Origin of the sequence: Sphingobium sp. R-21, assembly GCF_049913335.1 — a bacterium.
Lineage (GTDB): Bacteria > Pseudomonadota > Alphaproteobacteria > Sphingomonadales > Sphingomonadaceae > Sphingobium.
On the sequence record NZ_CP184374.1, the window covers coordinates 2,128,779 to 2,146,114 of the forward strand.

11 protein-coding genes and 2 pseudogenes are annotated in these 17,336 nt (G+C 62.0%); 5 read left to right on the forward strand and 8 right to left on the reverse strand.

The window, feature by feature from the left end:
- The first annotated feature begins 201 nt into the window (after positions 1-201).
- Together ACN9MX_RS10215 and ACN9MX_RS10220 are read left to right on the forward strand one after the other, a co-directional pair.
- A complete protein-coding gene (locus ACN9MX_RS10215) occupies positions 202-2,991 on the forward strand; it encodes a TonB-dependent receptor domain-containing protein (protein WP_426386880.1) in 2,790 nt (929 codons plus the stop codon).
- A gap of 78 nt (positions 2,992-3,069) precedes the next feature.
- On the forward strand, positions 3,070-5,157 hold the full coding sequence (locus tag ACN9MX_RS10220; RefSeq protein WP_426386881.1) for an acylase: 2,088 nt from the start codon (positions 3,070-3,072) through the stop codon (positions 5,155-5,157).
- Positions 5,158-5,461: 304 nt separating this feature from the next.
- Here ACN9MX_RS10220 and ACN9MX_RS10225 read toward each other — a convergent pair whose 3' ends face one another.
- From ACN9MX_RS10225 to ACN9MX_RS10250, 6 genes and pseudogenes are all read right to left on the reverse strand, one after another.
- On the reverse strand, positions 5,462-5,713 hold the full coding sequence (locus ACN9MX_RS10225; protein WP_426386882.1) for a hypothetical protein: 252 nt from the start codon (positions 5,711-5,713) through the stop codon (positions 5,462-5,464).
- Complete coding sequence (locus tag ACN9MX_RS10230; protein WP_426386883.1) at positions 5,691-6,767, reverse strand: IS5 family transposase; 1,077 nt, start codon at positions 6,765-6,767, stop codon at positions 5,691-5,693. The genes ACN9MX_RS10225 and ACN9MX_RS10230 overlap by 23 nt, the downstream gene beginning before the upstream one ends.
- A 37-nt stretch (positions 6,768-6,804) precedes the next feature.
- Positions 6,805-7,980: pseudogene (locus ACN9MX_RS10235) on the reverse strand (tyrosine-type recombinase/integrase).
- A gap of 39 nt (positions 7,981-8,019) precedes the next feature.
- Positions 8,020-8,529, reverse strand: a pseudogene (locus tag ACN9MX_RS10240) (nucleotidyl transferase AbiEii/AbiGii toxin family protein); the annotation flags it as partial.
- Between the two features lie 11 nt (positions 8,530-8,540).
- On the reverse strand, positions 8,541-9,119 hold the full coding sequence (locus ACN9MX_RS10245; RefSeq protein ID WP_426386884.1) for a hypothetical protein: 579 nt from the start codon (positions 9,117-9,119) through the stop codon (positions 8,541-8,543).
- A 348-nt stretch (positions 9,120-9,467) separates the two neighbouring features.
- Entirely contained in the window at positions 9,468-9,920 is a 453-nt protein-coding gene (locus ACN9MX_RS10250; protein WP_363737704.1) for a PA2169 family four-helix-bundle protein, read from the reverse strand.
- Positions 9,921-10,026: 106 nt separating this feature from the next.
- Between ACN9MX_RS10250 and ACN9MX_RS10255 the strand changes: the two genes are divergently transcribed.
- The 3 genes from ACN9MX_RS10255 (at position 10,027) to ACN9MX_RS10265 (ending at position 14,492) form a co-directional block, all read left to right on the forward strand.
- A complete protein-coding gene (locus ACN9MX_RS10255; RefSeq protein WP_426386885.1) occupies positions 10,027-11,742 on the forward strand; it encodes an FAD/NAD(P)-binding protein in 1,716 nt (571 codons plus the stop codon).
- A 204-nt stretch (positions 11,743-11,946) separates the two neighbouring features.
- A complete protein-coding gene (locus ACN9MX_RS10260) occupies positions 11,947-14,034 on the forward strand; it encodes a catalase (protein ID WP_426386886.1) in 2,088 nt (695 codons plus the stop codon).
- Positions 14,031-14,492: a hypothetical protein gene (locus ACN9MX_RS10265; protein WP_426386887.1), complete on the forward strand. Its 462-nt coding sequence runs from the start codon at positions 14,031-14,033 to the stop codon at positions 14,490-14,492. The genes ACN9MX_RS10260 and ACN9MX_RS10265 overlap by 4 nt, the downstream gene beginning before the upstream one ends.
- Before the next feature lie 20 nt (positions 14,493-14,512).
- On the opposite strand, the gene ACN9MX_RS10270 is transcribed toward ACN9MX_RS10265, so the two are convergent.
- Both ACN9MX_RS10270 and ACN9MX_RS10275 read right to left on the reverse strand, forming a co-directional pair.
- The gene (locus tag ACN9MX_RS10270) at positions 14,513-16,525 is read right to left on the reverse strand and encodes a M3 family metallopeptidase (protein WP_426386888.1); all 2,013 of its coding nucleotides are present in this window, start codon (positions 16,523-16,525) and stop codon (positions 14,513-14,515) included.
- A complete protein-coding gene (locus tag ACN9MX_RS10275; protein ID WP_363737695.1) occupies positions 16,518-17,333 on the reverse strand; it encodes a transglutaminase-like domain-containing protein in 816 nt (271 codons plus the stop codon). Before ACN9MX_RS10275 ends, ACN9MX_RS10270 begins: the two co-directional genes overlap by 8 nt.
- Positions 17,334-17,336: the final 3 nt, after the last annotated feature.

The window sequence follows — 17,336 nt, forward strand, 5'->3', positions numbered from 1 at the left end:
GGTCCGATCATCGTCCAGGCGCGAGCCGACCGATACCCAATGCCCCTCCGTCACAAAAATGAGATATTTTTGAGTGTCGATACCAGAAACGGGAACGCGCTTCGTATCCACCACTGACGACCAGATATTTTACGGCCCAATCATCTCACGGGGGATATGATGTCACGTAATTTTGGGAATATGTCTGTGTGCGCCATGGTCATGGCAGCAGCATTGAGCGCGCCGGTGGCCCTGGCGGCCGAGCCGACCAATTTCAAGATTCCCGCCCAGCCGATGAAGACGGCCTTGCCGATCTTCGCCAAGCAGTCGGGCATCCAGCTTCTTTTCCCGTACGACCAGGTCGCGGGCCTTCATGCCCAGTCGGTGAACGGCAAGATGGCGCCCGACGTGGCCCTTCAGCGCCTGATCGCGGGATCGGGCCTCAAGATCACGCTGTCCAACAGCAGCGTCATCGCGCTGTCCCTCAGCCATCAGGCCCAGAAGAGCCGTGCGGTCGAGGTCGCCAGCCTTGGCGTTACCGCGCTGCCCTTCGCCATGCAGGCCGCTGCCCTGCCGCAGGCGGCGGCCGTTGAGACCGAGGGCGATGCCGGCGAGACGATCGTCGTGACAGGATCGCGCGGCCAGGCGCGCACGATCACCGATAGCCCGACCCCCATCGACGTGATCTCCGGCGCGGATCTGAACCGCACCGGCAAAGCGGGCGTCTTCCAGGCGCTCAACACGCTCGTGCCGTCCTTCAACCTGCCGGTGCGGGCAGGCGGCGCGACGTCCACAGTCATTGCGACGGGTGGCCTGCGGGGGCTTAATCCCGATCAGGCGTTGATTCTCGTCAACGGGAAGCGGCGACACAAGACGTCGCTCATCAACGCCGTATCGACGCTCTACAACGGGTCGGTTCCGGCGGACCTCGACATGATCCCGACCTCGGCCGTCGATCATATCGAAGTCCTACGAGATGGCGCGGCCGCGCAATATGGTTCGGACGCCATCGCGGGCGTTATCAACATCATCCTCAAGGACGAGACGAAGGGCGGATCGGCGAATTTCACTGCGGGTCAGAATTTCGATCGATCAGACGGTGAGCTATATCAGGCCGACCTCAATTTCGGGACGAAGCTGGGCGACAACGGCTTCGCGAATTTCTCGGTCAACCTCAAGAAGCAGGAAATGTCAAACCGAGCGCTGCCGATCGCGGACTGTTCGGTCATGGCAACCACCACCTGCCTTTATCCCCTGGTCAATGGACAACTCGATCCCCGCGACGCCGCGGCCGTGGGCACCGAACGGATCGTCACCATCAGCTATGGCGTCATGCCCTCGCGCAGCATCAACACTGCGCTCAATGCCGGATATGATCTGGGCGGGGTGCAGCTCTACGCCTTCGGCACGTACAGCCAGCGGCGCTCGGACCTGTGGTATAGCTATCGCTATCCCAAGGACATCAACAATGTCATGGGGATTTTCCCCAACGGCTATCGCCCTCACGTCATGATTGACGAGGAGGATTTCGAATTCACGGTCGGGGCCAAGGGCGAGATATCGGGGTGGGATTGGGATCTTTCGACCGGCTATGGCCGCAATCGCGCGCGCCAGTCCTCGGAAGGAACGGTCAATCCTTCACTGGGCCTTCTCAGCCCGACCGACTTCTATATCGGTACGCTGAAATCCTCCGAGTTCGTCACCTCGCTCGACGTTACCCGCGGCTATGACGTGGGCGGCGGCAATCTTCAGGTGTCGGCAGGCGCGCAGCATCGGCATGAGCGCTATCAGACCTTCGCCGGAGACCCCGCCAGCTACGCCGTAGGACCGGCGATCATTTCGGGCATGACGCCGGGCGCACAAAGCTCCGCCGGCTTCCAGCCGGCTGACGCCGCCTACATGTCCCGTGACAACTACGCGCTCTATGCTGACGTAGCCTGGGACCCCAGCAAGGATATCACCATCGGCGCGGCCACCCGCTTCGAACATTATAATGACGGCAGCGGCGATACGCTCATCTGGAAGGTCAATGGTCGCTATGCCGCAACCGACTGGATCGCCTTCCGCGCCGCCGCCAACACCGGCTTCCGCGCTCCTGCCGTCGCCCAGCAAATCTATACCCAGACAACCAACCAGTTCCGGACCGTCAACGGCATCCCCAACCAACTGCTGCAGATCAAGACGCTGGCGGTGGACGATCCCGCCGCCGTCGCGCTGGGCGCCAAGCCGCTCCAGCCGGAGAAGTCGTTCAACGTCTCAGCCGGTGTGGTGCTGACCCCGCTGCCCAATTTCAACCTTACCATCGACGCCTATCAGATCGATGTCGATGATCGCATCACCATCACCAGCACGCTGACCGGTACGGCGATTTCCAACATTCTGATCGCGAGCGGCGTCCCAGCGGCGGAAGCGCGGACGCTCACCGCGCAATATTACACCAACGCGATAGACACCCGCACACGCGGCATCGATGTCGTCGCGTCCTACAAGCACGACCTTCTCGACACCATGCACATGCAGTGGAACCTGGGCTTCAACTATAACAAAACCAAGATCACCCACATCATCGACAATCCGCCGGAACTGGCCGCGCTCGGCCCGGATTATGTGCTGTTCGACCGCGCCCGGCGCAGCAACATGACCAACAACCTGCCGCGCACTAAGCTGTCGATCAGCAATCTGGCCACAATGGGCGACTTCACACTATCGACCCGCCTGACCCGCTTCGGCAGCTTCAAACTCTACCAGAATGGCGTCACCGCCAACGGCGTGACGACCTATCCCAACGATCGCAGCTACGGCGCCAAGTGGATCACCGACCTGGAAGCCGGCTGGCAGGTGACGCCGCTCGTCAACGTGGCGGTCGGCGCCAACAATATCTTCAACGTCTATCCCGACAAGAACCCAAGAAGCGATGTGAGCGCGACGCTGGGCCAGGGCCTCTATGTCGGTACGTCCCCGATCGGCTTCACCGGCGGCTTCTATTATGCCCGCGTTGGGCTGACCTTCTGATCCATGCGACGATCCGCGCCGTCCGCATCGGGGCGGCGCGGACATGACCTGACCGGAGATACCATCGCTATGCGTCCCATGACGATCTGGCTCGCGGCCCTGGCCGCCTCCACCGCAATGACCGCGTCGGTCGCCGCGCCTTCGGCCAAATGGGGCGCCGGAGAGATATTGTGGGACAGCTTCGGCGTACCGCACATCTATGCGAAGACCGAAGAAGGCGGCTTTTACGGTTTCGGCTACGCGCAGGCGCAAAGCCACGGCAATCTGCTTCTGCGCATGTATGGTGAAAGCCGCGCCCGCGCCGCCGAATATTGGGGCGAGAAATATGAAAGCCAGGACAAATGGCTGGTCGCCAATGACGTGCCGGCCCGTTCGGTCCAGTGGTTCAGGCAGCAGACGCCGCAGATGCAGAAGAATCTGGAAGCTTTCGCCGCCGGGATCAACGCCTATGCCGCCGCCCACCCCGACAGGATCGCGGCCGAGGTCAAGGTCGTTCTGCCGCTCAAGGGAGTCGATATCATCGCCCACGCGCAGCGGTTGATGAATTTCGGCTATATCGCGTCCGATCGAAAGGTGCTGGCCGACCCCTCGATCAACGAAGCGGGCGGCTCCAATGCCTGGGCGGTGGCGCCGTCGCGTTCGGCCAGCGGCAAGGCGATGCTGCTCGCCAATCCGCATCTGCCCTGGGCGCCCAGCCAGCTCACTTATTATGAGGCGCAGATCACCGCGCCCGGCCTCGCTATCTATGGTGCGACACAGGTGGGATTGCCGGTGCTGCGCTTCGGCTTCAACAACGACCTGGGTTTCACGAACACCGTCAACACGATGCAGGGTTTCACTAGCTATCAGCTGACCCTGGAGGGCAACGGCTATCGCTTCGATGGCAAGGTGTTGCCGTTCAAGTCCGAGACCAAAAGCTACAAGGTTAAGCAAGCGGACGGAACGCTGAAGACCGTCAGCTTCGAACAGAAAAGCACGGTTCACGGACCCATCTTCACGCTGCCCGACGGCAAGACGGTGATCGCGCTCAAGGTCGCGGGCCTCGACCGGTCCGGCGTGCTGGAACAATATCTCGACATGGGCAAGGCGCGCGACTGGGCGACGTTCGAAAAGGCGCTGCGCAGGATGCAGGTCGTGATGTTCAACATTATCTACGCCGATCGCGCGGGCCATATCCTCTACCTCGACAATGGTCTGCTCCCCAAACACGCGAGCGGCGACCTCAAATACTGGTCCGCCCCCGTGCCCGGCGACACGTCGGCGACGCTGTGGAAGGATGTCCACAGCTATGACGACATGCCCAAGCTGTTCGATCCCGCCACCGGCTTCGTGCAGAACGCCAATGATCCGCCGTGGCTGGCGACCTGGCCGCGCGCGCTCGATCCCAGGGCTTTCCCTGCCTATGTTGCGCCCGTCGGCCCGATGAGCCAGCGCGCGCAGATGTCGGTAAAGCTCATGACGAAAACGCCCAAGATCAGCTTCGACGATTTCGTGTCACGCAAGCTGACGACGACGTCGCTGATGGCGGAGCGGATGCTGCCCGATCTGCTAGCGGCAGCCGCCGGCTCGAATGACGCCGATGTTCAGGCGGCGACGGCCATGCTGAAGGACTGGGATCATCGCTTCGAACCCGATAGCAGGGCGGCCCTGCTGTTCGAAACCTGGGCCGGCATCTTCGCGCCGCGAAATTTCACCGATCAGTCCAACTATGCCGTCAAATGGACGCTCGATGATCCGCTTGAAACGCCTCGCGGTCTCAAAGACCCTGCCGCAGCGGTCGCGATGTTGAAGCAGGCGGTCGCCAAGACCAAACAGCTTTATGGCGCGATCGACCGCCCCTATGGCGATGTGTCCCGCTTCCACATCGGCGATGTGAGCGTGCCGGCCAATGGCGGCTTCGGCAATACCGGCGTCTTTCGCACCATCACCTGGGGCCCCATGAAAAATGGCGAGCGTACGCCAGTCCATGGTGAAACCTGGGTATCCATGGTGGAGTTTGGTACGCCGTTGAAGGCCGTAGGCCTCATGAGCTATGGTAACAGCAGCCAGCCCGGATCGAAGCACAATAGCGATCAGCTCCAGCTGTTGGCTGACAAGAAATTCCGTAGTCTCTGGATCGATCGTGCCGACATCGAGCGGCATTTGGAAGAGAAGATGGCTTACTGAGGACTATCCAGATCACCAGAGACAAATTGATATATTCAAACGGCCGATCATCATGATCCGTCTAATAAGCCGAGTTTATCATTTAGACCGCCTAGCTGCAAACCGCTATATATGACAACCGGCGGCCAGTCTCTGTCGTTCTGCGTGCTCGTTCGGGCAGACGCTGGCTGTCTGCTGCTGGCTGATCCTGCCGTTCACCAAGTCGCGAGGCAACGGCGGGAATGTCCCACAGTCAGCCGTAAGCCTCAATGCGGGCCAAGAACGCGCTGGCGGGCAGCGACCGCCAGCGCGTGGAGGTGTGTGGTCAGGATGCGCGTCGTGCCGCCGGGAAGCTGGGCCGGAGAATTTTGCCGCCGTCGCGCAGTTCGTCGAGATAGTCCGACCAGCGCTGCATCATCTGAACACCTCGAAGAACCGGGTTGTGAGGCGGCGTGTAGGAAACATTGAGCGCCCGTTTCGCAGATACCGAGTTGTTCGAGGCGATTTCGATCAGTGGTGGGTCGGACTTGGGGTCTGATCGGCCCCGAATTTCCTCATCCAGGCGCACTTCGGGCATCGAGCCAGGCGAGGCGCTGGAAGTTGTAGGCCAGGTTGGCCATGCCGATTTTCATTGTGGCCCGCGCGATGCCGATGGTGCGGACGAACAGCTTCATCCGGTGCTTTTGCCCGGCGAACACGTGCTCGATCGCCGAGCGCACTGGTGATCTCGCCGCATTGGCACGAGCATGGTGCGGCGGCAACGGCTTGCCCTTGGGCTTGCGGAAATGAACCCGTGAGATGAGGCGACGTTTGCGCATCGCGGCCTCGTTGCGCTTCGATCGATACGCTGTGTCCGCCCATACCCGAGCATCGGTGTTCTTCGGATCAAGCAGGCCCTCGAACGGCCGGCTGTCGTGCGCGGCGGCGCTGGTCGCGCACCATCGTCGGATGAAGCCGAAGCGGCGATCAATGCCGGCATGGTTCTTGTAGCCGAAGATCGGCACCGCGATCTCGACACCGGCCGCCTTCATCTCACTCGTCTCGCTATGCTTGCGGCGGCCACGCTTGATCGTCCAGCGCGCGTCGGTGTCCTTCTGGCGGTGCTTCGCCTTCGACCAGTCCGGCGGTGTACCGCCGCCCCTGATCGTTGCCTTCTCGTCATCATTGAGTTTCTGGCGCGGGGCTGCAACCACCGTCGCATCGATGATCTGCCCTCCCATCGCCAGATAGCCCGCAGCATGTAGTGCTTCATCGAAGCGGGCGAACAAAGGCTCTATCGCCTTGGCCTGCACGAGTTGCTCGCGGAACAGCCAGACCGTTTTGGCATCCGGCACCTTGTCGCCGAGCCCCAGCCCCAAAAAGCGCATTAACGACAGCCGGTCGCGGATCTGGAACTCCACTGCGTCGTCCGACAGGCTGTACAGCGCCTGCAACACCAACACCTTGAACATCAGCACGGCGTCATAAGGGGGTCGTCCGCCCTGGCTCCGATCCGACCGGTTCAACGCTTTGTCGAGGACATCCCGGAACAGCTCAAAGTCCACCACCGTGCTTAGCCGAACCAGTGGATCTCCCGCTGCCGACAACGCCGCAAGCCACTCATCAACATCGAAGAAACCCGGTTGCGCCATCGCTGCCTCCCGCCGTCACTTCGCCGATTGAATCAGCTCAGCGGCTCATGTGCCAGCAGTTTTTAGAGGCGTCCATCTGCACACGTTCGTCCCAATATTCGCCGCGGGCGTAGGCCCTTCGCACCTGGTTGGTATCGACGTGCGCGAGTTGCCGCTCGATCGCGTCGGGGTTCCATTCGCCCATCTCATTGAGAAGCGTGGCGGCCATTGCCCGGAAGCCATGCGCCGTCATCTCGTTCGTGGTGTAGCCGAGCCGACGCAGACCTTGGTTCACCGCATTCTCGGACATCGCCTTTCGCGGCTTACCCAGGCAGGGAAACAGATACTTCCACCAATGCGTGTGCTCGTGCAGTTCCTTCAACATCGCGATCACCTGCCGTGACAGTGGCACGCGGTGGGGCGGCGCATCTTCATCCGTTCGGCAGGGATGAACCAGATGGCTTCATCGAAGTCGATGTCGGACCATTCTGCCTGCCTGAGCTCGCCAGGGCGCAGTAGAACGTGAGGAGACAGGCGCATGGCCATTACTGTCACCTTGTGCCCGGTGTAACCGTCGATGGCCCGCAGTAGAGCGCCCACTTCGGAGGGCTTGGTGATGGCGGCGAAGTGCTTGACCTTTGGCGCGGCGATTGCCCCGCGCAAATCGGCCGCGACATCCTCGTCGCATCGCACAGTTGCGACGCCGTAGCGAAAGACGCGGCTCAGGACGCTCCGCATGCGCCGAGCGCTTTCATAGGCGCCGGTGGCTTCGGCCTTGCGCAGGACGGCGAGTGCTTCATGGGGTGTGATTTGCGCGATGGGGGATGGTGCCGATCACTGGGTACGCCTTGGCGAGCAGCCAGCGGATTTTGTCGACGGTCACCGGTGCGAGGCCGTCCCGCTCGCATTTGACGAGCCATTCCTTGGCGACCGCTTCAAAGGTGTTGGCAGCGGCGTACTTAGCGGCGATCCTAGCGCGCTTTTTCTCAAGCGCTGGATCAATCCCCTCAGCAATCTTCTTCTTGGCTTCGTCGCGCCGGACACGCGCCTCCGCGAGGCTGATGGTTGACCACCCACCGAGATGAAGCTTCTTCTGTTTGTCCAGAAAGCGGTCGTTGAAGCGCCATAGCTTCGAGCCGTTGGGCTGGATGACGAGATAGAGGCCTTGGGAATCGGAAAGGTTCCAAGCCTTCGCTCTCGGCTTGGCGGCATTGATCTGGATGTAGGTCAGCATGGTCGTTATCCCAGCAAGGCCGGGTCGATCCGAGGGCAACAAAAACGGCAACATTTTGCGGTCGCTGCTGTTGCCCTTAGCCGGATCGAAACCGGCCTCCAGCAAAATCCCATCCTTGATGCCCTCCGGTAACAGGTTGCGGGAGGCATAATGCAGGCGGATGCCCGCGCTGCGCAGGCGCTGATCATCGAATGCTTCGTCGCGCTCGACCTCAGTTATGCCGGGGATCGTGATCTTGGCCGACAGGCCATCATAGAATGTACGGCGTGCCTCTATATGGGCGGGTTTGTTCTGGTTCTTGCCGATTGGGAGATCGTCCAAGTCGGGGTTAATCAGGATGTCGATGTCCTCGGAGAACCGATGGATAAGGCCATGCCCCTTCGAGAGCGACGTTCCGCCTTTGAGCTCAAAGCGAAAACCCGACTGCTGCAAGCCCCAGAGGGCGTGCATGATCCAATAATCCTTCTCGACCAGTCCCGGATCGATCGCTTGCTCGCGCGAGACGACCGCCAGGAGATCGTCGAAATCTGTATGATCGTGCAGCAACATTTCGTGCGCTGTCAGGCCTGTTCAAGAACAGGCGCGAGCAAGCGCTCAGCCCGCGCCGAGCCAAAGTCCTGGACGGCCTTGGCGAGACGCGAACGGTCCATTTCTTTCGCCCGCTCGAGGGCGCGCGGAAGCACTGCCGATTTGTCTTCCGGCAGCCGGTCGAGATTGTGCAGCAGATCGACCAGCAGGACTTCCTTGGACAGCCGCTTGGGTACAGACGGCCGCATCCGGAAATCATAGACGCGCCCGTCGAGCGTGAACTTCCCGTGCCGCTTGCGGTTGTAGACGACCGGCTCGTTGTAAAGCTGCGTCGTACCGACCCCGAGCCCGTTGAACGCATTTGGCGAGACCATCAGAAAACGGTCGTCGCCGAGGAATGTCTCGACGAGCTTTTCGGGCTTGGCCGGCGCCGCCCCGAACCTGGTTTGACGCGGCGCCATATAGACACCTGCCGAAACCTTTTCGAGGCGCCCCTCCTCCACTAGTTGCCGGACATGACGATCGACCGCGTTGGACCAGCGCGCGAGATTCTTGCGACGGTAAACCTGTCCGGGGCGCAGGTGGCGCTTGAGTTCGCTGAGAGCCGACATGTCATATCTCCTGCGCCCCAGATAAGCGCTTGGAGTATGTGATGCAACGATTCTCATTAAAAACTCATGCAGATGAAGCCATGCGCGAACAGCATAGCGCGCAATCCTGTGCCCGCCGAACGAGCGTTGAGCCGCTTCGCCACCGTGGCGGATACCCCAAGGGGTTCAAAACGAACGACGCAGCAGCAGGGAAAGAGACTTGATCATATGGATTGGCGTACACTCGGAAGCGGTGAAGCCCGCAATAAGCACGGTACGCAAGGGAGGCAGGGCTATCACAGCCAGCGTCATTCAACCATAGCTGTCTTGCTCCATAGATGGGGGCGGGGGCTTCCCCCGCCACCCTCTTCAATCCCGCAGCGCGTGCTTCAGGTCGCGCATTTCGTCATGGCCTTCCTTGACCGATGCATAGGCGGTCTCGATCAGTGAGCGGACGGCGGGGGACAGTTCCCGATCCGCCAGCGCGTCCTCGAACTTAGCCTTGATATGGTCTTCTCCGGCCTCGACCTCGTTGACGATCGCCTTGTCGTCATGGCCGGTAACTGCCGCCTTGAGGTTGATGAAGAGGCGGTGGGCGCCCGCCGCGATGGTGCCGTCGTCTTCGGGCTTGCCACCCAGCGTCGCGACCTCCTGCTGCAGCCGTGTCGCGACTTGCTGGCGCTCGCTTGCGCGCGAAGTGAACAGCGCGCCGTAACGGCCGGTCTCGCTCTCCTTGGCGGCTTCACTATAGCCTTTCACGCTGTCGAGGGTGGTGGCGATGAGACCGTTGAGGGTGGAAATGTCGTGGCTGTTCTCGGACATGATAATTCCTGTCATTAAGGACGGCGCTGGGGCAACGCCGACACCCCTTAACGACGGGCGGCCGAGAAAAGTCCCATCGACATTGACCTGGATCAGCACGATTTGCGTGACGGTCCCGGCACCGAACAACATTGCCGAACATTATGCAGGCATGAACCCAACCATCGCCTTCGTCGGAGCCGGCCCGACGACGATCTATACGCTCAATGCGCTTATCGACCATGCGTCCGTACCTTTCAACCTCACCATCTTCGAGGAGCAGGCGGGCGTCGGTCGCGGCACGCCGTATCGACCGGGCTGGAACGATCCGGCCATGCTTTCGAACATATCCAGCGTGGAGATCCCGCCGCTCGCCGAAAGTCTGGTCGAATGGCTCGGTCGTCAGTCCAATGAGAGACTTGTCCGGCTGGGCATAGAACCAAGCGAGATCGACGATCGCGCCTTCTACCCCCGCCTCGCCCTCGGCGAATATTTCGTCGATCAGCTCCACGCGCTCATCGACCGGGCCAGGAGGAAAGGGATCGACGTCACTGTCCGGACCAACTGCAAGGTGATCGACGCCTCAAGCGGCCCCGTCGGCATGACGCTGTCGGTCAGGCCGAAGCGAGGTCCGTCATTCGAACAGGCCTTTACCCATGTCGTGCTGGCCACCGGCCACCAGTGGCCGGCCGAGCCGGAGGTTCGCCCAGGCTATTTCCTCAGTCCCTGGCCAGCCTCCGCCCTTGCCGGCATCCCACCCGTCCCGGTCTGTATCCGGGGATCATCGCTCAGCGCTATCGACGCTGCGGTGGCTTTGGCGGTGATGCATGGGGAATTCGTCGAGGCGGCGGACGATATGCTGTCCTACACGCCGTTGCCGGGGACGGACGCCTTCGCCATCACCATGATTTCCCGCAAAGGCCTGCTGCCCGAAGCGGACTTCTATTTCCCCCTTCCCTACGAGCCGCTGGCCGTTTGCAACCGCGAGGCGATGGCAAGGTTGGCGGAGGACGGTGGCGGCGACCTTCTCAACCGGGCCTACATGCTCTTCAGGCAGGAGCTGACTGAGGCCGACCCGGACTATGCGCGGAGACTGCAAGTGGCGCAGCTTGACCTTGAGGGGTTCGCCGAACGCTATTTCGCCGAGCGGATGGCCACGCCGACATTCGCGTGGGCGGAAAGCAACCTTCGCGAGGCCCAGGCCAATTACGAAGCCCGCTACACCGTCCCCTGGCGCTACGCGATCCTGCGCATGCACGAAGTGCTGGAAACGCTGGTCCCACATCTGAACGATGAGGAATTCGAACACTTCTCTCGATTCCTCGCTCCTGTGTTCATCGACGACTATGCGACAGTGCCTCACGAATCCGTCAAGCGGATGCTGGCGCTGCATCGCGCGGGAAAACTGGACGTGATCGCGGTGGGCGAGCAGTACCGCGTGGACAGCCACACCCTCGAAGGCGGCGCCACCCTCATAAAGGACGGCGAACGCACGCACTATCCCGTGTTCATCGAGGCCATGGGCCAGCGCGCGCTCCGCGCCAAGGATTTTCCCTTCCCTTCACTCCGCCGCCAGGGCGTGATCCGCGACGTCAATCCGGCGAATGGCGACAGTCCGTCGCGCGGCATCGTCATAGACGATGCGTTTCATCCGATTTCCGAAGACATTCCCGAGGACCAGGTCTTCTGTCTCAGCCTGCCCTTCCTCATGGGCCGCCACCCTTTCATCCAGGGCATAACAAGCGCGCACGACATGGGCGAAGTGGTCGGGGAAAGGCTGGCCGCTGCCATTGGCCGTTGTCACGACGATAATGCCACGCTGGTGGAGCGGACTGCCGCTTGAAGCTGCTCGAAGATCCACACTGCCTCCCCACCCCGTCCGACAATGAGGGAACGGCATGGCAATCGACCTGGGTTCCGCTGATGCAGATCAGTCTGACCTGAGAATGATCCGCAACAGGGACGGACCTGCTTTTCGGACGTTTGGATGATCGAAGGCCGGTGTCCGCCGCGCCGACCAGACATCCCATCATGAAAAGGACGCCCGATGGCCAACCGCACTTCAAACACGTCGCCTTCACAGGGTGGAGAAACGCATCAGACGGCGGCCAGGGGCGCCGGCGCCGATGCCATCCTCACCACCAATCAGGGCATCGCCGTTGCCGACAATCAGAACAGCCTGCGATCGGGCACGCGCGGCCCTACCTTGCTGGAGGATTTCGTCCTCCGCGAAAAGATCTTCCACTTCGATCATGAGCGTATACCCGAACGCATCGTTCATGCCCGCGGGACGGGCGCGCACGGCTATTTCGAAGCAACCGACGATATTTCCGACCTCAGCAAGGCGGCGCTCTTTACCAAAGGCGAGAAGACCGAGGTCTTCGTGCGCTTTTCGACCGTGGCGGGCGGCGCGGGGTCAGTAGATACGCCGCGCGACGTGCGCGGCTTCGCGGTAAAATTCTACACGCGCGAAGGCAATTGGGATCTGGTCGGCAATAATATCCCCGTCTTCTTCATCCAGGATGCGATGAAATTCCCGGACTTGGTCCATGCCGTGAAGATGGAGGCCGACCGCGGCTATCCGCAGGCCGGCAGCGCGCACGACACCTTCTGGGACTGGGCGAGCCTGATGCCCGAGACCACGCACATGCTGATGTGGGCGATGTCCGACCGGACCCTGCCGCGCAGCCTGCGCATGATGGAGGGGTTCGGCGTCCACACCTTCCTGCTCGTCAACGCGGCCGGCAAGACGCATTTCGTCAAATTCCACTGGAAGCCGAAACTCGGCCTGCAATCGACCATTTGGGACGAGGCGCTGAAGCTGCAGGCGGCCGACAACGACTATCATCGCCGTGACCTGTTCGAATCGATCGATGCCGGCGATTTTCCCGAATGGGAACTTGGCATCCAGGTCTTCGACAAGGCCTTTGCCGACGCCCAGCCTTATGATGTGCTCGACGCAACCAAGTTGATCCCGGAGGAGGATGTGCCTGTGCGCATCATCGGCCGGCTGGTGCTGGATCGCAATGTCGACAATTTCTTTGCCGAAACCGAGCAGGTCGCCTTCTGCCCCGGCAATATCGTACCGGGCATCGATTTTTCCAACGATCCGCTGCTTCAGGGACGGCTCTTCTCCTATCTCGATACGCAGAAGTCCCGGCTGGGCACGGCCAATTTCCACCAGATTCCGGTGAACGCGCCACGCTGCCCGTTCCAGAATTTCCAGCGCGACGGGCACATGCAGATGGCGGTGCCCAAAGGCCGGGCCAACTACGAACCCAACAGCCTTTCCGACCATGGCGAGAACGGCGGTCCTCGCGAAAGTCCGCAAAGCGGCTTTGCGACATCGACCGCATTTTCAGGTGAAGAGGAAGCTGGCGAGAAGCTGCGGGTGCGCGCGGAAAGCTTCGCCGATCATTATAGCCAGGCGCGGCTGTTCTACCTATCGCAGACCAAGAATGAACAGGCCCATATCGCCTCCTCCTTCGTATTCGAGCTGTCGAAGGTAGCCGATCTCGACCAGGTGCCAGCGCGCCTGGTCGCCAATTTGCGCAACGTCGATGAGGATCTGGCGAAGCGGGTCGCCGATGGACTGGGCATCGCACTGCCCAAGGCCGCGCTGGCGGCAAAGGCGCCGGTAGACATGGCGTCCTCCGATGCGCTTTCGATCCACAAGAATATGAAGGCCACGCTGGAGGGCCGGGCGATCGGCATATTGATCGCGGATGGCACCGACGCGCAGGAACTGGACAGCCTGATCGCGGCGATCGGAAAGGCCGGGGGCAAGGCCCTGGTCGTCGCGTCCAAGGTTAGCGGCGCCAAACTGTCCGACGGCAAGATGCGCAAGGCCGATGGCCAGCTGGCCGGGTCGCCGAGCCAGATTTTCGACGCGGTCGCGATCATCCTGTCACAAGAAGGATGCGCCGCGCTGGTGAAGGAGGCGGCCGCCGTTCAGTTCGCGATGGATGCCTTCGGCCACCTCAAGGCGATCGGCGCGAGCGACGCCGCCAAGCCGCTGCTGGACAAGGGGGGCGTCGAGCCGGACGAAGGCGTGGTCGGAACAGGCGAGGCCTTCGTAAAGGCGGCAGCATTGCGATATTATGCACGCGAACCCGCGCTGCGGACGCTCGCATGAGCGCGCCGCAGACGACCTCACCGCTCGCGACCTGGTCGCAAATGTTCGTAATCGGCTTCGACCTGCAAAGGACATGGATGAAGGCGACGGAGACGCTCCTGACGTCGCAGCGTGTCATCGATGCCCGAACCATCCTTATTTGCAATGCCGGTCGGTCTCCCCTGACCGGCGATTATCGCGAACTGTCGCGCATGGTGCCGGAGAAGATCGAGGCCTTTACGCAAAGCGGGGCGGCGCTGACGCAGAGCATAGCTGTCATGCATCAGGCGTTCCTGTCGCAAGGGCAAGCGATGGCGGCGGCGATGCTGTCAGGCAATCCCTTGTGGATGCTTCAGGGCCGCAGCCAGGCGCTGCGGTCGATCGATGCCGTTTCGCGCATGGCAGCAGTGACCTTGGCACCGATCCACAAGACGGCGACGGCCAATGCCCGGCGGCTGAAGAAACGCGAGAAACAATAGAACAGCGGATCCGCCTCAAATCAGCCGGATAACAGATGCCGTACCCTCATCAGGGCTTTTGGATCGGGATCGCGACCACGAAAAGCATGAAATGAGGCCATGGGGTCACGGCTGTCGCCCCGTTCCAGGATTTCCTGCTTGAAGCGATGCGCCAGGCCCGTGTCGAATATGTCGCCGGATTCAACAAAGGCCTCAAAGGCATCGGCGTCCAGCGCCTCGGACCAGGCATAACTGTAATAGGCGCTGGCGTAGCCGCCATCGAAGATATGCGTGAAACAGGGAAAGCGGTGCCGCAGGCCGATTTCCCGTGGCATGCCGAGCCTGTTCAGTTCCGCATCGATGAAGGCGCGGGGATCGGCGGCGGCATCCGGCGCGCGGTGGACTGCGAGATCGACCAGGGCGCAGCTGATCAGTTCGACCGTCGCAAATCCCTGGCCATAGGCTTCCGCTTCATGGATCGCCGCGATCAGTGCGTCGGGTACGCCAAATCCCGACAGTACCTCCCGGCTGACGATCCAGTTCTCCATGAACTTGCTGGGGAACTCGACGAAGTCCCGCGCGACGGCGGTGCCCGACTGGCTGGGATAGGTGACGCGGGACAGCAAGCCGTGCAAAGCATGGCCGAATTCGTGGAAGAGCGTGCGCGCCTCGTCGATCGACAGGCGAGCAGTGTCGGGCGGCGGCGCGGCGGCGAAATTGGCGACCAGATAGACGATCGGCCGCACGTCGCCGTCCATGCTTTCCTGCACGCGCAGGCTGCCCATCCAGGCGCCGCCATGCTTTTCCGGCCGGGCAAGATAGTCGGTGAAGAGCAGGCCGACCGGCACATCCTCTTCGTTTTTCACCTCCCACGCCCAAACGTCGGGGTGATAGCCGACGATGTCGGCGCGGCGGATGAAGCGCAGGCCATAGAGCATTGCGGCCGTATCGAACGCCGCCTGCCGAATGGCGTCCAGACGCAGATGCTGCGCCACCGCCGCCCCGTCCAGCGCATAGCGGGACCGGCGCACCTTTTCCGCATAATAGCGCCAATCCCAGGGTGCGAGTGCAAAGCCGCCGCCTTCACGGTCGATCAGCGCCTGCAATTCAGCCACTTCTTCGGCAGCGCGGCGCTTGCCCGGCTTCCAAAGCTGCATCAGCAGCGCTTGGACGGCATCGGGCGTCTTCGCCATGCTGTCTTCCAGAGCATAGTGCGCGTGATCGGCATAGCCTAGCAGAGTGGCGCGCTCGCGCCGCAGAGCCAGCGTCTCGGCAATGACCGGCCAGTTATCGTGAGCGTCACCGTCGCAACGATCGGTGAAGGCGCGCCATAATCGCTCGCGAAGGTCGCGCCGCGCCGAGAAGGTCAGGAAGCTCTCATAGTCCGTGCGGTCGAGGGTAAAGTGATAGCGGCCTTGCGCACCGTTCGCCGTGGCGCGCCCGGCGGACGCCGCGCACAGCCCGGGCGACAGGCCGGCGAGATCATCCGAGTCCAGGTCCAGTATCCAGGCGCCGGTCGCGGCCATCACATTGTGCCCGAACTGCACGGCGAGAGCGGCAAGGCGTGCGTCGATGGCCGCGAAGCGCGCCTTTTGCGCCGGTTCCAGCATCGATCCGCTGCGAAGGAAACCGGCATGGGTCGTTTCGACCAACCGGATCTGCGCGTCATTCAGGCCGGCGTCATGCCGCCCCGCATGAGCCGCCGCGATCCGCGCGGCGAGCCTGTCATCATGGCCGATTTTGGTGGAATGAGCGCTCAGCCGCGCCGCAATGTCGCCCTCGATTGCACGAATGTCGGGCGTCGCTTGCGTGGAGGACAGTGTCCAGAAAAGCCGGCGCACGCGCGCTAGCGCCTCGCCCGACCGTTCCAGCGCGGCGATCGTGTTGTCAAAGTCCGGCGCGGCGGACTGGTCGGCGATCGCCGCGATCTCGGCACGATGCCACGCCATGGCCGTATCGAAAGCCGACGGGAAATCTTCGGGCCGCACCTGCGCGAAGGGCGGCGCGCCGAGCGGACCGTCCCATGGCCGCAACAGGACGGGGAGATCAGTCAATCGATTGCACCTCGTCACAATGGACCTCGAACAGGGTCAGCGTCGCCGGACCAAAGGCCGTGGTCAATGCGACATCGGTGGCGTCACGTCCGCGCGCCATCAGGATGCGGCCGATCCGGGGACGGTTGTGGCGGGCATCATGCGTATACCATTGGCCATCGATATAGACGTCGAACCAGGCGCTGAAATCCATCGGCGCGTCCACCGGCGCAATGCCGATATCGCCCAGATAGCCGGTGCAGTAACGGGCCGGAATGTTCATGCACCGGCACAACGTGATGGCGAGGTGGGCAAAATCGCGGCAGACGCCCTGCCGCTCCTGGTAGCCATTCCAGGCGGTTTTGTCAGGCCGTGCATGATGATAGCCGAACTCGATGTGATTGTGGACGAAATCGACGATCGCATCGACACGCTCGCTGGCCGTCCCATAATGGGCGAAATTGGCCCAGGCCACGTCCATCAGCCGGTCGGTCTCGCAATAGCGGCTGCCGAGCAGGAAGATCATCACATCGTCCGGCAGATCTTCCACCGGCATCTGCGGCCCCGTCGGCGCGCGGCGATCCGGCGCGCCGCTGTCCTCGATCACGAAATCGCAGGACAGTGTGACGCCGCCTGGCGGAACGGTGAGGCGCGTGGCCAGGTTCCCGAAACCGTCTTCATAATGATAGAGCGGAATGTCGGGGCTGATCGTCAGCCTCTGCGCCGTTTGCAGGTCCTGATGGCGCGAGGGATGCAGGCTCAGCATCGCCATCATCGCGGTTCGGGTCTCGGCCTGGAAGCTGATGTCATATCCGCAACGGATCAGCATGCA

Bases quoted from the DNA above. Each gene is read 5' to 3' on its own strand.
- ACN9MX_RS10215 (WP_426386880.1), top strand. From the start codon at position 202: ATGGCAGCAGCATTGAGCGCGCCGGTGGCCCTGGCGGCCGAGCCGACC.
- ACN9MX_RS10220 (WP_426386881.1), top strand. From the start codon at position 3,070: ATGACGATCTGGCTCGCGGCCCTGGCCGCCTCCACCGCAATGACCGCG.
- ACN9MX_RS10225 (WP_426386882.1), bottom strand. From the start codon at position 5,713: ATGCCCGAAGTGCGCCTGGATGAGGAAATTCGGGGCCGATCAGACCCC.
- ACN9MX_RS10230 (WP_426386883.1), bottom strand. From the start codon at position 6,767: ATGGCGCAACCGGGTTTCTTCGATGTTGATGAGTGGCTTGCGGCGTTG.
- ACN9MX_RS10245 (WP_426386884.1), bottom strand. From the start codon at position 9,119: ATGTCGGCTCTCAGCGAACTCAAGCGCCACCTGCGCCCCGGACAGGTT.
- ACN9MX_RS10250 (WP_363737704.1), bottom strand. From the start codon at position 9,920: ATGTCCGAGAACAGCCACGACATTTCCACCCTCAACGGTCTCATCGCC.
- ACN9MX_RS10260 (WP_426386886.1), top strand. From the start codon at position 11,947: ATGGCCAACCGCACTTCAAACACGTCGCCTTCACAGGGTGGAGAAACG.
- ACN9MX_RS10265 (WP_426386887.1), top strand. From the start codon at position 14,031: ATGAGCGCGCCGCAGACGACCTCACCGCTCGCGACCTGGTCGCAAATG.
- ACN9MX_RS10275 (WP_363737695.1), bottom strand. From the start codon at position 17,333: ATGCTGATCCGTTGCGGATATGACATCAGCTTCCAGGCCGAGACCCGA.